Below are 17,747 nucleotides of genomic sequence, written 5' to 3' on the forward strand. Positions count from 1 at the left end.
CCATATCGATTGGATTATGATATAACAATTTTCTTATTTTACACTTTTTAACTCTAGGTATTAATCTCTAATCATGGTGATAAAACCTTTGATTCTAGGTAAATTATCGCCCAGATCAATTAGATAATAATAAGTATCATTGTTTAATGGAGCGCCACTAAATGATCCATCCCAATCATTGGTATATGATTTTTTAGAATACACTATTCGGCCAGCTCTGTCGTATACCGTAACTGTATTGTTAGGATATAAAAGAATGTCCTTAATTTCCCAGAAGTCATTTTTACCATCTCCGTTTGGTGATAAAATATTATTTGCGGTTACTTTATCCGGTCCAACAGCTTTGTATACTGTAATTGTATACGTTTCTTTTGTTGTTCCATCTTCTGCCGTAACGACTGTGGTAATAATATTTTCTCCTTCATTTAGAATTATTGGTGCACTTGCTGTAGCATTAGCGACGGCTACTCCATTTACGGTTATGTGAGCGCTAAGATCTGTAACGATTGGTGTCACGGTAATTGATTCTACATCATATTTAACTGCTGCGTTATAGTCTTTTACATCCGATTCAAATCCCGGTTCTAATACTCCATTACTAATAGATAGATTAGATAATGTTGCAATATCTGAAGCTTCTTTTATAATGTTTAATATGTAAGTTTTAGTAACTGTTCCGTCTGGTGAAGTCACCGTTATTACCATTTCATTGATTCCTGTTGCTAATGAAACCGGAGTTAACGATCCGCCATTAACAATGGTAATTCCGTTTATCTTTATCGTTGCCAAAGGATCTTCAGAAGAAACTGTTATTGTTTCTGTGTTGATATCGTTACCAACATTTACATTATACAATAACGTATTTGGTGAAAAAGCAGGATTAAGTAAACCACTATTAATACCTAAACTTGCCAGATTCACATTATTTGAAGAAGAAGATGTTACCGTTAATATACCTGGAACGAAAGTAATCGCGTAATTAGAATCTAATGCTCCGCTTGCCACAATTGGATATGTTCCTGCTGGGCTTGTTGTAACTGCTATTGTCGAAAGCGCTACTGGCGTATCTAAACTTGCCGAAGTATCTCCGTTTACAAATCCTGTGTAACTTGCCGTTAAGGTTGGATTTACGGTTCCGGAAACTTTTGTTTTATCATCAGCTGTAATAGTTAATGTCGCTGTGGTTACCGTTAAATTTCCATTCACGAAAGTGATAGTATAATTGGAATCTAAAGCTCCGTTTGCTAAAATTGGATATGATCCGACTGGACTTCCCGTTACCGCTATTGTCGAAAGCGTTGCTGGTATGTCTAAACTTGCCGCGGTATCGCCGTTTACAAATCCTGTGTAACTTGCCGTTAATGCTGGATTTGCTGATCCGTAGGTTTTCGATTTATCATCGGCTGTAATGGTTAATGTTGCTGTGGTTACGGTTAGGTTTCCATTCACAAAAGTGATCGTATAATTGGAATCTAAAGCTCCGCTTGCCACAATTGGATATGATCCGACAGGACTTCCCGCAATTGCTATTGTCGAAAGCGTTGCTTGTGTATCTAAACTTGTTGCGGTGTCTCCATTTACAAAACCTGTGTAACTTGCCGTTAAAGCTGGATTTGCTGATCCGTAGGTTTTCGTTTGATCATCTGCTGTAATGGTTAATGTTGCTGTGGTTACGGCTAGGTTTCCATTCACGAAAGTGATCGTATAATTAGAATCTAAGGCTCCGCTTGCTACAATTGGATACGATCCGACCGGACTTCCTGTAACTGCTATTGTCGAAAATGTTGCCGGCGTGTCTAAACTTACTGCTGTATCTCCGTTTACAAAACCTGTATAACTTGCTGTTAAAACTGGATTTGCTGATCCGTACGTTTTCGATTTATCATCGGCTGTTACGGTTAAAGTTGCTGTGGTTACGGCTAGATTTCCATTCACGAAAGTGATCATATAATTAGAGTCTATTGCTCCACTTGCTACAATTGGATAGGATCCAACCGGACTTCCCGTTACCGCTATTGTCGAAAGTGTTGCCGGCGTGTCTAAACTTGCCGAAGTATCTCCATTTACAAAACCTGTATAACTTGCCGTTAAAGCTGGATTTGCAGATCCGTACGTTTTCGTTTGATCATCAGCTGTGACGGTCAGATTTGCAGTGGTTACTGTTAGATTTCCATTCACGAAAGTAATTGTGTAATTAGAATCTATCGCTCCGCTTGCTACAATTGGATACGATCCGACTGGACTTCCTGCAATTGCTATTGTCGAAAGCGTTGCTGGCGTGTCTAAACTTGCCGCGGTATCTCCGTTTACAAATCCTGCGTAACTTGCCGTTAAAGCTGGATTTGCAGATCCGTAAGTTTTCGTTTGATCGTCTGCTGTAATGGTTAAAGTTGCTGTGGTTACGGCTAGATTTCCATTCACGAAAGTAATTGTGTAATTGGAATCTACTGCTCCACTCGCTACAATTGGATAAGCTCCAACCGGACTTCCTGCAACTGCTATTGTCGAAAGCGTTGCTGGCGTGTCTAAACTTGCTGCAGTATCACCGTTTACAAAACCTGTGTAACTTGCGGTTAAAGATGGATTTGCAGATCCGTAGGTTTTCGATTTATCATCGGCTGTTACGGTTAGAGTTGCTGTGGTTACGGCTAGATTTCCATTCACGAAAGTGATTGTGTAATTGGAATCTATTGCTCCACTCGCTACAATTGGATATGATCCAACTGGACTTCCTGCAATTGCTACTGTCGAAAGCGTTGCTGGCGTATCTAAACTTGCTGCAGTATCTCCGTTTACAAAACCTGTGTAACTTGCTGTTAAGGCTGGATTTGCTGATCCGTAGGTTTTGGTTTGATCATCAGCTGTGATGGTTAAAGTTGCAGTGGTTACCGCTAGATTTCCATTCACGAAAGTGATCGTGTAATTGGAATCTAAAGCTCCGCTTGCTACAATTGGATATGATCCAACTGAACTTCCCGTTACTGCTATTGTCGAAAGAGTTGCCGGCGTGTCTAAACTTGCTGCTGTATCTCCATTTACAAAACCTGTGTAACTTGCTGTTAAAGCTGGATTTGCAGATCCGTAGGTTTTCGATTTATCATCGGCTGTTACGGTTAATGTTGCTGTGGTTACGGATAGATTTCCATCCACGAAAGTAATTGTATAATTAGAATCTACTGCTCCGCTTGCCACAATTGGATATGATCCGACTGGACTTCCCGTTAAGGCTATTGTCGAAAGCGTTGCTGGCGTGTCTAAACTTGCTGCGGTATCTCCGTTTACAAAACCTGTATAACTTGCCGTTAAAGCTGGATTTGCAGATCCGTACGTTTTCGTTTGATCATCAGCTGTGACGGTCAGATTTGCAGTGGTTACTGTTAGATTTCCATTCACGAAAGTAATTGTGTAATTAGAATCTATCGCTCCGCTTGCTACAATTGGATATGATCCGACTGGACTTCCTGCAATTGCTAGTGTCGAAAGTGTTGCTGGCGTATCTAAACTTGCAGCAGTATCCCCGTTTACAAATCCTGTATAACTTGCCGTTAAAGCTGGATTTGTAGATCCGTATGTTTTCGATTTATCGTCTGCTGTAATGGTTAGAGTTGCTGTGGTTACTGTTAGATTTCCATTCACGAAAGTGATTGTATAATTGGAATCTATTGCTCCGCTTGCCACAATTGGATATGATCCAACCGGACTTCCCGTTAAGGCTATTGTCGAAAGCGTTGCTGGCGTGTCTAAACTTGCTGCTGTGTCTCCGTTTACAAAACCGGTGTAACTTGCTGTTAAAGATGGATTTGCTGATCCGTAAGTTTTCGATTTATCATCGGCTGTGACGGTTAGAATTGTTGTGGTTACCGTTAGATTTCCATTCACGAAAGTGATCGTGTAATTGGAATCTATTGCTCCGCTTGCAACAATTGGATATGTTCCAACCGAACTTCCTATTACCGCTATTGTCGAAAGTGTTGCTGGCGTATCTAAACTTGCTGCTGTGTCTCCGTTTACAAATCCTGTGTAACTTGCTGTTAAAGTAGGATTTGTCGATCCGTAAGTTTTCGTCTGATCATCGGCTGTAATGGTTAGAGTCGCTGTGGTTACGGTTAGATTTCCATTCACGAAAGTGATTGTGTAATTGGCGTCTAACGCTCCGCTTGCCACAATTGGATACGATCCGACAGGACTTCCAGTAACTGCAATTGTTGAAAGCGTTGCCGGTGTGTCTAAACTTGCCGAAGTATCTCCGTTTACAAATCCTGTATAACTTGCCGTTAAAGCTGGATTTGCTGATCCGTAAGTTTTCGATTTATCATCAGCTGTTATGGTTAATGTTGCTGTGGTTACGACTAGATTTCCATTCACGAAAGTAATTGTGTAATTGGAATCTATTGCTCCGCTTGCTACAATTGGATACGATCCGACTGGACTTCCAGTTACCGCTATTGTCGAAAGCGTTGCTGGCGTATCTAAACTTGCTGCAGTATCTCCGTTTACAAAACCTGTGTAACTTGCCGTTAAAGTAGGATTTGCAGATCCGTAGGTTTTCGATTTATCATCAGCTGTAATGGTTAGAGTTGCTGTGGTTACCGTTAGATTTCCATTCACGAAAGTGATCGTATAATTGGAATCTATTGCTCCGCTTGCCACAATTGGATATGATCCAACTGGACTTCCTGCAACTGCTATTGTCGAAAGTGTTGCTGGCGTGTCTAAACTTGCCGCTGTATCTCCGTTTACAAATCCTGTGTAACTTGCTGTTAAAGCTGGATTTGCAGATCCGTAGGTTTTCGATTTATCATCTGCAGTTATGGTTAGAGTTGCTGTGGTTACTGTTAGATTTCCATTCACGAAAGTGATCGTATAATTTACAGCTATCGCTCCGTTTACTGTTAACGGATAAACACCTACTGAACTCGAAGTATCTGCTGTAGTTGTAACTGTCGGAGGGATTAATAAAACTGCTTCGGTATCACCATTTACAAAACCAGAATATGCTACTGTAAAAGTTGGATTTGCCGAGCCATATGTTTTAGTTTGATTATCTGCAGTAACAGTAAGATTAGCAGTATTTATAATAAGATTTCCATTCACGTAAGTGATAGTATAATTTGGATCTACTGCTCCTACTGCGGTTATAGGATAACTTCCTACTCCGCTTCCTAAAAGCGCTGTCGTTGAAACACTTGGGGCTGTCGTTAAACTTGCGACTGTATCTCCATTTACAAATCCTGCATAACTAACCGTTAATGTTGGATTTGCATCGCCATAAACTTTAGTTTTTGTATCTGCGGTAACTGTTAAAGCCGCTGGATTAACAGTAAGAGTTCCGTTAGTATAAGCAATTGTATAATTTGCACTAACTGCTCCACTTGCGGTGATTGGATATGTTCCTGCCGGACTACTCTGAACTGCTGTTGTACTAATGGTTGGTAAAGTAGTTAAATCTGCTTCGGTATCTCCATTAACAAAACCAACATAATTTACCGTTAGAGTTGGATTGGCATCTCCGTAAGTTTTGCTCTGGTTATTAGCTACAATGGTCAATAAAGTTGTAGCACTTACGGTCAGTGTTCCATCAATATAATTAATAATATAATTTGTGGCTGCTGCTCCGTTAGCTGTAATAGGATATGTTCCAACTGAACTTGCTGTTGTCGCTGTTGTACTAATCGTTGGCTGAGTTAGTAAACTTGCCGCAGTATCACCATTTGCAAAACCTGAATAACTAACAGTCAAAGTCGGATTAGCGTCTCCGTAAACTTTATTTTTATCATCGGCTGTTATGGTTAAAGTAGCTCCATTAACAGTTAAACTTCCTGCAACATAAGTAAAGGTATAATTTGCAGATACTGCTCCGCTTGCCGTAATTGGATATGTTCCAACAGGGCTTATCGCAGTTGCAGTTGTTGTAATCGTTGGCGCGGTTGTTAAACTTGCTGCGGTGTCTCCGTTTACAAATCCTGAATACGTCACTGTTAAAGTTGGATTGGCACCACCATAAACTTTCGTTTTCGCATCTGCAGTTATGGTTAAAGTAACTGGTGTTACTGTTAAACTTCCTGCAACATATGCAAAAGTATAATTTGCAGATACTGCTCCGCTTGCCGTAATTGGATATGTTCCAACTGGACTTGTCGCAGTTGCTGTTGTTGTAATCGTTGGCGCTGTTGTTAAACTTGTTGCGCTATCTCCATTCACAAATCCTGAATACGATACGGTTAATGTTGGATTGGCATTACCATAAACTTTAGTTTGATTATCAGCAGTTATGGTCAGAGTAACTGGTGTTACTGTTAAACTTCCGGCAACGTAAGTAAAGGTATAATTTGTCGATACTGCTCCGCTTGCTGTAATTGGATATGTTCCAACAGGGCTTGTAGCAGTTGCAGTTGTTGTAATTATTGGCGCTGTTGTTAAACTTGTTGCGCTGTCTCCGTTTACAAATCCAGAATACGATACAGTTAATGTTGGATTGGCATTACCATAAATTTTAGTTTGATTGTCAGCTGTTATTGTTAGTGTAACTGGTGTTACTGCTAAACTTCCTGCAACATAAGTAAAGGTATAATTTGTCGATACTGCTCCGCTTGCCGTAATTGGATATGTTCCAACTGGACTTGTCGCAGTTGCAGTTGTTATAATTGTTGGCGCTGTTGTTAAACTTGTTGCGCTATCTCCGTTTACAAATCCTGAATACGTTACTGTTAAAGTTGGATTCGCATCACCATAAACTTTGGTTTGATTATCTGCTGTAACGGTTAAACTTACAGGCGTTATACTTAAAGTTCCGGCAACATAATTAATTGTATAATTGGAATCTACCGCTCCACTTGCCGTAATTGGATAAGAACCAACTGGGCTTCCTGTTGTAGCTGTTGTCGTAATAGTTGGTGGTGTTGTTAAACTTGCCGCACTATCTCCATTTACAAATCCGAGGTAACTTACAGTTAAAGTTGGATCTACATCTCCGTAAATTTTAGTTTTATTATTGGCTGTTACGGTTAAAGTGGCAGTTGTTACAGCTAAATTACCTGCAACATAAGTAAAGGTATAATTTGGATTAACTGCTCCAATTGCTGTTATTGGATAACTACCAACAGGACTCGTTGCAAGAGCTGTTGTTGTAATTGTTGGCGCTGTTGTTAAACTTGTTGCGCTATCTCCGTTTACAAATCCTGAATACGTTACTGTTAAAGCAGGATTCGCATCGCCATAAACTTTGGTTTTCGCATCAGCGGTAACTGTTAAAGCTGCTGGATTAACAGTAAGGGTTCCGTTAGTATAAGCAATTGTATAATTTGCACTAACGGCTCCACTTGCGGTGATTGGATATGTTCCTGCCGGACTACTCTGAATTGCTGTTGTGCTAATGGTTGGTAAAGTAGTTAAATCTGCTTCGGTATCTCCATTAACAAAACCAACATAACTTACCGTTAGAGTTGGATTGGCATCTCCGTAAGTTTTACTTTGGTTACTAGCTACAATGGTCAATAAAGTTGTAGCACTTACGGTTAGTGTTCCATTAACATAATTAATAATATAATTTGGATCCGATGCTCCGATTGCTGTAATAGGATATGTTCCAACTGAACTTGCTGTTGTCGCCGTTGTACTAATCGTTGGCGGAGTTAGTAAACTTGCCGCAGTATCACCATTGGCAAAACCTGAATAACTAACCGTTAAAGCAGGATTAGCGTCTCCGTAAACTTTATTTTTATCATCGGCTGTTATGGTTAATGTAGCTGCGTTAACAGTCAAAATTCCATTAACATAAACAATTGTATAATTAGGATCGACTGCTGCACTAGGTACAATAGGATATGTTCCGGCTGCACTTGCTGTTACTGCTGTTGTAGTAATTGTTGGTGCAGTAGTTAAATTTGTTGCGGTATCTCCGTTTACAAATCCTGTATAACTTACCGTTAATGCTGGATTTGCATCACCGTAAATTTTATTTTTTGCATCGGCTGTAATAGTAAGAGTAACTGGCGTTATGCTAAAAGTTCCTGCAACATAATTAATAGTATAATTGGGATCTACTGCTCCACTTGCTGTAATTGGATATGTTCCCACAGGACTTGCTGTGACGGCAGTGGTACTAATTGTTGGCAATGTCAATAAATCAGCTTCTGTTTCTCCATTTACAAATCCGGAATAGGTCGCTGTTAAAGTTGGATTGGCAGCGCCGTAAGCTTTTGTTTTATCAACAGCCGTAACTGTTAACGTTGCTACGGTTACTGTTAAGTTTCCATCAACGTAAGTAAAAGTATAATTAGGATCTGCTCCTCCGCTGGCTACTATTGGATATGAACCAACGGCGCTTGCTGTTGTTGCTGTTGTCGTAATTGTTGCCAATGTCAATAAATCAGCTTCTGTTTGACCATTTACAAATCCGGAATAAGTTGCTGTTAAAGTTGGATTCGCACCTCCGTAAACTTTGGTTTTATCAACTGCCGTAACGGTTAAAGTTGCTAAGGTTACTGTTAAATTTCCATTCACGTAAGTGAAAGTATAATTAGGATCTGCTCCGCCACTTGCCACAATTGGATATGAACCAACGGCGCTTGCTGTTGTTGCAGTTGTGGTAATTGTTGGCTGTGTTTGTAAATCTGTTGCGATATCGCCATTGGCAAAACCTGAATAAGTTACTGTTAAAGCCGGATTGGCACTTCCATAAATTTTAGTTTTATCAACTGATGTAACAGTTAAAGCTGCTGGAGTAACAGTTAATGTAGCGGTTGTCGTATAACCAATTGTATAATTTGCTGCTGTCGCTCCGCTTACTGTCAACGGATAAACACCTACTGAACTTGAAGCATCTGCTGTAGTTGTAACTATTGGAGGTGTCAATAAAACAGCTTCTGTTTCACCATTTACAAAGCCTGAATATGCTACCGTAAAAGTTGGATTTGCAGAACCGTAAGTTTTAGTTTGATTGTCTGCCGTAATTGCAAGATTAGCCGGAGTTACAGTAAGAGTTCCTGCAACATAACTAATGGTGTAATTAGCAGCTGCGGCGCCACTTGCTGTAATTGGATACGAACCAACGCCACTTGTGTTTGTGGCTGTGGTTGTAACTGTTGGCTGTGTAGTTAAATCTGCAGAAGTTTCTCCATTAGCAAAACCAGTATAACTCACTGTTAAAGTAGGATTTGCTACTCCATAAACTTTTGTCTGAGCATCTGCTGTTATTGTTAAAATACCCTGAGTTATTTCTAAATTTCCATTAACATAATTTATAACATAATTAGCACTTACTGCGCCGGTTGGTATTATTGGATAATTTCCAACACTACTTCCTGCAACTGCTGTGGTATTATATATTGGTGGTGTGGTTATAGCACTTTGTGTATCACCGTTTACAAATCCTACATAAGTTCCTGTAAAAGTAGGATTCGCTACTCCATAAGCTCTTGTTTTATCATCGGCTGTAAAGGTTAAAGACGCAACAGTAACCGTTAAATTTCCATCAACATAATTAAAAGTATAATTTGGATTTACTGCTCCAGATGCTGTTATCGGATAACTTCCTACTCCACTGTTTGCAAGAGCTGTTGTTGAAATAGTTGGGGCTGTAGTTAAACTTGTGACAGTATCTCCGTTTACAAATCCAGAATAACTAACCGTTAATGTTGGATTTGCATTTCCGTAAACTTTATTTTTATCAACTGCAGTAACTGTTAAGGCTGCCGGATTTACTGTACTAGAAACTGTGGCTACATTTATAGTAACTGCACTATTACTGGTTAAAACAACATCTCCGGAATAACTTCCTGCCGGAATATTTCCTTTTAATCTTATATAAACCGGTGCTGATAGAATTGTTCCGGCTGCACCAATTGTTATGGTATTTGTAAATGTAATATTATCACTACTTACTTCAAATCCTGAAGGTGCCGTTACTAAAATTCCATCGAGCATATTGGTTCCTGAAACATTAAAACTAGTTGATGCCGATGCTGTACCATAAGCTGTAGTTAGTGCAATTAATGTTCCTGAAGTTAAAATTGTTGCTGGTGCTGTTCTGGTTACTGTTATTGTGTACGTATCTATCGTCGTGCCATCTTGAGCAGTAACTACTGTGGTAATAATATTTGGTCCAACCGCTAAAGCAACTGCTCCGGAAGGATTTCCACTAGTTACGGTTACTCCGTTTACTTTAACCGTCGCGTTACTATCTGTTGTAGTAGGCGTTACCGTTAAACTGGTAATAGCATTTGGCACTGTTGCAATATAAGTTGTCGTTCCTGTTGCAAAAACTGGAGTTAAAGTACCTTGACTTATCGCTAAATCACTCAATGTGGCAACATTACTAAGTGTGGTTACTGCGGCAGGATTTCCTGTACTTACCGTAGATAAATACAATTCATCTGTAGCTGAACCATTTCTTTCGACAACCATAACCTGATAAAGGGTCGCTGGATTTAAACCTGTTATATTTATCGTTGTTCCTGTGCCATAATAAACACAATACCAACCTGATGTACCTATTTGAGCTCCTGTACCAAAAGCTGCATTTGCCGTATATGGTGTATAATCTACCGGAAGAGGACTACCACTAGCTCCCGCGTACATAAATACAGCTCTTGAAGATCCGTTTCCGTTTGTCCAACTTGCGGTGGTTGATGTTCCGGTTGTCGCTGTAAAAACAACATTGATCGCTTGGGTTGTAGGTGCAAATAATGGATTGTTTCGATATACAGAAATAGTATTTGCAGTTGTATTAGTCGCAATAATATCATCTTTACCATCACCATCTAGATCGCCTATTTTTAATTTTCTTACTGTGGTACTAGCAACAAAATCAACTTTTGGTGCAAAAGTAATAGCACTGCCGCTTCCTGTGGTTGTATTGCGAAGGGCAGAAAATAAACCACTAGATGCGCTAACAGCTAAATCTAACTTTCCATCTCCATCCAGGTCTCCAATTGCCAGATTGGTTACATTAGTTGCTGCAGAAAAATCAACTTTCGCATCAAAATTAATATTACCAATCCCGGATGATGTATTGTTAAAAACTGATATCACACTGCTCCCGTTATTAGAAACAGCAAGATCAGGTTTACCATCATTATTCAAATCTCCTATCACTACATTGTTGGCAAACAATCCAACAGGAAGACTCACTATAGGACTAAAATTAATAACGCCAGTTGTTGAAATATTACGAAAAACAGATACTCTTTGTCCGACTAAATCAGCTGTAGCGACATCTATTTTCCCATCACCATCCAGATCACCTATTGATAATCCAATAGATCCACTAGTACCGGAAAAATCAACTTTAGCACTAAAATTAATATTTCCAATTCCGGATGACGTATTACGGAAAGTTGATATTGAGTTGCCATTGTAATTTGTTAGAACTAAATCTGACTTACCATCTCCATCAAAGTCAGCGACAACAGCATTACGAGGGTTTGCCAATGTAGTAAAATTTATTCGCGTAGCAAAAGAAATATTTCCAATTCCGGAAGATGTATTTCTAAAAATAGACATCGAATTATCATTATAATTTACTACCACAAGATCTATTTTACCATCACCATCAAAATCCCCAATTTCTATTCCTTCAGGAGTCGTAGCTGTAGTAAAATCAATCTTTGCAGCAAAGGACGCTCCGGAAATACTTCCGCTTGAAGAGGTATTGCGAAGAATTGATATTGAATTGCCCGAATAGTTTGTTACTGCAATATCTGGTTTTCCATCTCCATCAAAATCTCCAATTGTTGAACTGTAAGCATTCGTATTAACATTAAAATCTACTTTTGGCTCAAAATCATCAATAGTTATATTTCCTTTATTTGGGGTAAATGTGGTTACAAAAGGTACACTCGAAGAACCTAGTAACACAGTAGTTGTATTTAAAACTGAAATTGGTTCATAAGTGGCCCCTGCAGGAACTGTTACCGTTAAACTAGTTGTACTTGCTGCCGTAACGGTGGCCTGAGTTGCACCAAAAAACACTATATTTTGTGGTATTGTAGCTCCAAAATTGGCTCCGGTAATGACCACTGTAGTACCAACCGGACCTGTTTGAGGACTAAAGTTAGTTATTACTGGCGGTGCAATTATTCTGGTTACTGTCGTTGTATACGTTTGTGTTGTAGTACCATTTTGAGCAGTAACTACTGTGGTTATAATATTAGGTCCAACCACTAAAGCAATTGCTCCGGAAGGATTTCCACTAGTTATGGTTACTCCATTAACAGTAACTGTTGCATTTGTATCTGTTGTTGTAGGTGTTACCGTTAAACTTGTAACAGCATTGCCTACTATTGCAGTATAAGTTGTAGTTCCTGTCGCAAAAACAGGGGTTAAAGTACCTTGACTTATTACCAAATTACTTAATGTTGCGATATTATTAAAAGGAGTTATTCCTGCAGGATTTCCTGTACTTACAGCTGTTTGATACATTTCATCACCTGCTGAACCATTTTGCTCTACTACCATCAGTTGGTAATGAGTTCCTGCCGTTAATCCTGTTATATTAACTGTGGTTCCGGTACCATTATAAACACAATACCATCCTGTTGAACCAATTTGAGTTCCTGTGCCAAAAGCAGCATTTGCCGTGTAAACTGTCAAGTCAACCGGTAAAGGACTACCACTGGCTCCTGCATACATAAATACTGCTCTTGATGAACCATTTCCGTTTGTCCAACTAGCTGTTGTCGTAGTTCCTGTTGTTGCTGTAAAGACAACATTAGTCGCTTGCGTAGTTGGAGCAAACAAAGGATTGTTGCGAAATAATGACAAAGTACCATTATTAACAGTAGCAAGGTCACTTTTACCATCTCCATCTAAATCACTTATAACTAAGTCATTAGAAAAAACATTATTTACAAAATTTACTCTAGGAGAAAAACTTATAGCCCCTCCGGATGTTGTATTACGAAAAATATTTAATGAAGTATTCTGCATACTACATGCCAAATCAGGAACTCCATCTCCATCAAAATCCCCTATTGCAATTTGAGTCGATTTTGCATCTATTGCCAAATCTATTTTTGGTGCAAAACTTAAGTTACCTATACCTGCCGTTGTATTTTGAAAAACATAAACGAAATTACTTGTTCCGCCATCAACTACAATATCAGGTTTACCATCCTTATTTAAATCACCAATTTCTACACGTGTAGCTGCAAAACCAGTACTAAATCCTATCTTGGAGCCAAAATTAATAGTACCATTAGTGGAGGTATTAAGAAAAATCGACATTGCTTCAGTTGCAACGCTATTAGTAACAACCATATCAAGTTTACCATCTCCATCTAAATCTCCTAATGCTAATCCGTTGCTATTAGAATTAGCTGTAAAATTAACATTAGGGCTAAAATTAATATTACCAATTCCTGAAGATATATTTCGTAAAACTGATGCCAAACCGCTATCAGTACTTGTTGTTACAATATCTGGCTTTCCATCACCATCAAGATCACCAATTGCTAAAGCATACGTTGACACACTTAAAATAAAATTCTGAGGAGCTTCAAAACCAATATTCCCAACTCCTGATGAATTATTCCTTAAAACAGAAACTGTATTGGAAGAGACAGAATGTGTCACAACAAGATCTAACTTTCCGTCTCCATCCATATCTGCTGCTTTTACAAACAAAGGATGAGTAGCTGTTGCAAAAGTTCCCGAAGCTGTAAAAGATGATGCATTGATTGTACCACTAACCGAAGTGTTACGATAAATAGAAATATTATCAGAAGTAGTAAATACCAACGCAATATCAGCCTTACCATCACCATCAAAATCACCAGTCGTGACAGATTGCATAAAAGTACCAGTTGCAATATCTACTTTTGGCATTATATCATCAATCGTTATTCGTCCCTTATTAGGTGTAAATGTGGTTATAAAAGAACTTATCGAGTAACCTGATAAAACATTAGCTGTATTTAAAACTGAAATAGGCTGATATGTTGCCCCTACAGGAACTGTTACCGTTAAACTTGTTGCGCTTGCGGCTGTAATAGTAGCTCTGGTCGCACCAAAAAACACTATATTTTCTGCTATTGTTGCTCCAAAATTAGTACCAGCTATAGTTACTGTAGTACCAACCGGACCATTTTGAGGACTAAAATTCGTAATTATTGGCGGTGCAAATGCTTTCGTTACTGTCGTTGTATATGTTTGTGTTGTAATACCATCCTGAGCAGTAACTACCGTGGTAATAACATTAGGACCTGCAACTAAGGCAATTGCTGTAGAAGGACTTCCGCTTGTAACCGCTATTCCATTTACAGTGACTGTTGCATTAGTATCTGTTGTAGTTGGAGTTACTGTTAAACTTGTAACACCATTAGCAACACTAGCTGTATAAATTAAAGTTCCTGTTGCAAAAACCGGAGCTAATGTCCCTTGGCTAATTGCCAAATTACTTAATGTCGCAATATCATTAAGGGTGGTTACTCCTGTAGGATTGCCCGTGCTTACTGTCGATAAATATAATTCAGCCCCAGGTATTCCGCTATATTCGACCGTCATAACCTGATAAGCTGTTAGAGCTGTTAATCCTGTTACATCTACTGTTGTACCTGTACCACTATAAACACAATACCAACCTGTTGCACCAATTTGTGTTCCTGTACCAAAAACAGTATTAGCCGTATAAGTCGTCAAATCTACTGGCAAAGCACTTCCGCTTGCTCCTGCATGTATAAATACAGCTCTTGAAGAACCGTTTCCGTTTGTCCAACTAATTGTAGTTGTAGTTCCTTTAGTATTCGTAAAAACAACATTTTCAGCCTGAACTGTAGGAGTTGATAATGTTTGGAAAGTAAATACTGCACCTGTTGGTAAGGCAACAGTATTAAAAGAAACTTTATTTCCGGTAATTGCTGCTGCGGAATATTTTACTACAGAACCACCACTAAAGTTACCCGCGCCTGTAGGATCAACTAATAAAACATAATCGTTGGCAATTTGCCCGGAATAAGCCAATCCTGTTAAATCATAACTCAAAGAAACTGTTCCGGGACTGCCTGTAGTTTGAACTTTCCAGATTCTTTGTATTCTTTTTGTAAAAGTACTTCCAACAGTCACATTTGTTTCAGTAAGTGCACTTGTATTATGACCTATTACTAAAAAACCGTTATTGGCTAATGAAGATGGATTACTGATTATAATATTCCCTTTTCCGGTTTGTCCTGTACCGTCACCACTACCCGTATTGATACTATTAGAAATAATTTGGTTTAATACAGATAAATCATCCTTCCCAATACCAAATACATCATTATCATAGGAAGCATTTGCCGTTGCGTCCCACACTACCGCATTAGAAGATGAAATAAGATTGCCTGTCTTTTTAATACCATATTTAATAGAAAGATAAGATTCTATATTATCCCTTCCTATACCAGCTTTTGAAACTTCATAATTAATTACCTCTGCAAGCCAGCCATTTAATTTGGAATCATTCGATGATCGATCTCCAATTTGTGGTATATCAGTCATAACTGTTGCCATTGCTGCACCAGTACCAACTTGTAAACTATTTTTTCTCAATACATTACCGGTTCCGCTTGCTGTCCATATATCATATTCACCACTTGGAGGTGGAGTTGTAGTCATATAACTATTTACAGAAGCTGACGAAGGTATAATACCCACATAAAGGAGTGAAGAAGCTGAACGAAAGATATAGCGACTCCCTCCTATTGAATTAGTAATTGGTGCCAATATAGTCCCTCTCTCAATATTGGGTGCACCATTAAAAGCAACAACTGTATAAGCTTCACTTATTCCAATAGCACTATTTCCTATAAGTTTTTGACTTCCGGTAAATCTTATTGCATTGTTAAAATTAATGGCATTAGATATAACTGTTGGTTTAGTTGTACTTACCGCGAATGTATTAATACCTGCTAAATCTGCCCATGCAGTTAAATTCCCCCCTGATGCCGTGGTACCATTACCAGCATCCAACCATAAGTTAAGCCCGGTAATTATACCTCCCGGACCCACTGTGCTTCCGGTAATTGCATTTGTTATTATTTCAGCAGGATTACCGGTACTTACGGTAGATAAATATAATTCACCACCCAATATACCGCTATATTCAAGACTCATTACCCGATAAGTTGTTGCAGGAATTAATCCCGTTATATTTGCAGTAGTACCCGTACCATTATAAACGCAATACCAGCCAGTAGTTCCAATTTGTGTTCCTAATCCAAAAACAGTATTTGCAGTATAACTTGTAAGATCAATTGGCGAAGCACTACCACTTGCCCCTGCATACATAAATACCGCTCTTGAAGAACCATTACCATTTGTCCAATTAATTGTAGTAGCAGTAGTTGTTGTGCCGCTGAAAACAATATTAGTTGCTTGTGTACTAGGAGTACCCAAAGTTTGAAAAGTAAATACAGCACCTGTTGGTAAATCAACTGTATTAAAAGAAACTTTATTAGCTGTAATTGCAGCTCCGGAATATCTTACCACAGAACCTCCACTAAAATTTCCTGTTCCTGTGGGATCAACCAAAAGAACATAATCACTAGCTGTCTGTGCCGAATAAGTCTGCCCTGTTATATCATAACTTAAAGATACCGTTCCTGGATTTCCTGTACTTTGAACCTTCCAGATTCTTTGTACTCTTTTTGTAGAACTAACTGTTGTTTCTGCTAAAAGTCCCAAATCATGACCAATAACCAAAAAGCCATTATTAGCTAATGACGATGGATTACTGATTATGATATTTCCTTTTCCAGTTTGTCCCGTTCCATCACCGCTGCCCGTATTAGAACTATTTGATTGTGATTGTAATAAACCCGAAGCATCATCTTGTCCTATACCAAATATATCATTATCATATAATGCATTAGCAGTTGCATCCCAAACGACAGCCCCAGTGCCGCTAAGATAATTACCTACTTTATGAATACCATATTTTAATGCCAGATAACTTTCTACTTTTATAGCATTTGTCCCCGTAATAGCAGATGGATATACAATTATCTCTGATATATTACCAAACCATACATTGCTACCAGACTGATCAGCAATAGAACTAATTCTACCACTATTTGCCAATAATACTGTATTAGTACTTCCTGCAGCGGTACCAATAGCATTTCCAGCATCAAAAAAAGATATCGTTGGGTTATTAAAAGTCATAGTACCTAGCTTAGGTAAATTTGTTACCCAAAAACTAGCTGTAGATTGTCCGGCAAGACCAATGCCACCTGAAAAATATAGAGCTTGTGAACCAAAAGGTCTTCCTAAATTAAATCCTCCTCCGGTTGAGCTATTATCACCATATGCGTATACATAACTATTATTACTGCCTCCTGCTACAGTAGCAGTTGCTACAAAAAATACAGTACGAGCACTTGCACCCGAAGGGAGATTAGTCACTGGAGTATTTAAATACTTTCCAGAAGAAAAGGTAACAGCCTGATTAAAATTAACACCATTAGCAGTATAAACAGGTTGACTTCCTGTACTACCCTGCGTAGCATTATTGGCACTTGTGCTAGAATCATTCCATTGCGAAACATTGCCCGCATTTAATGTAATTCCAGAATTGCCTTTATACCATGAAACTGTTCCCGAAACCCCACCGGGGCTTTGAGCATTAACGGTTTGTAATACAAATAAAGTGGCTATCAAAAAAAATAGAGAAGATCTTTTTACAAAAGGTAAAGTAGTTTTACTAATCATACTGAATAATTTTTTAATGTTTTTGACTAAGAAACAAATAATAGATTCTCTTAAAAAAAAAT

1 protein-coding gene is annotated in these 17,747 nt (G+C 38.6%); it reads right to left on the bottom strand.

The genetic code is table 11. The features are described 5' to 3' along the window. Positions 1-60 precede the first annotated feature (60 nt). On the bottom strand, positions 61-17,685 hold the full coding sequence (locus tag WN975_RS08110) for an MBG domain-containing protein (RefSeq protein ID WP_337966084.1): 17,625 nt from the start codon (positions 17,683-17,685) through the stop codon (positions 61-63). Positions 17,686-17,747: the final 62 nt, after the last annotated feature.

The organism is uncultured Flavobacterium sp. (genome assembly GCF_951805225.1).
In the GTDB taxonomy this organism is placed as follows: Bacteria; Bacteroidota; Bacteroidia; order Flavobacteriales; family Flavobacteriaceae; genus Flavobacterium.

What these genes read in the sequence shown, in the direction of transcription:
- WN975_RS08110 (WP_337966084.1), bottom strand. Translation starts at nt 17,685, where the DNA reads ATGATTAGTAAAACTACTTTACCTTTTGTAAAAAGATCTTCTCTATTT.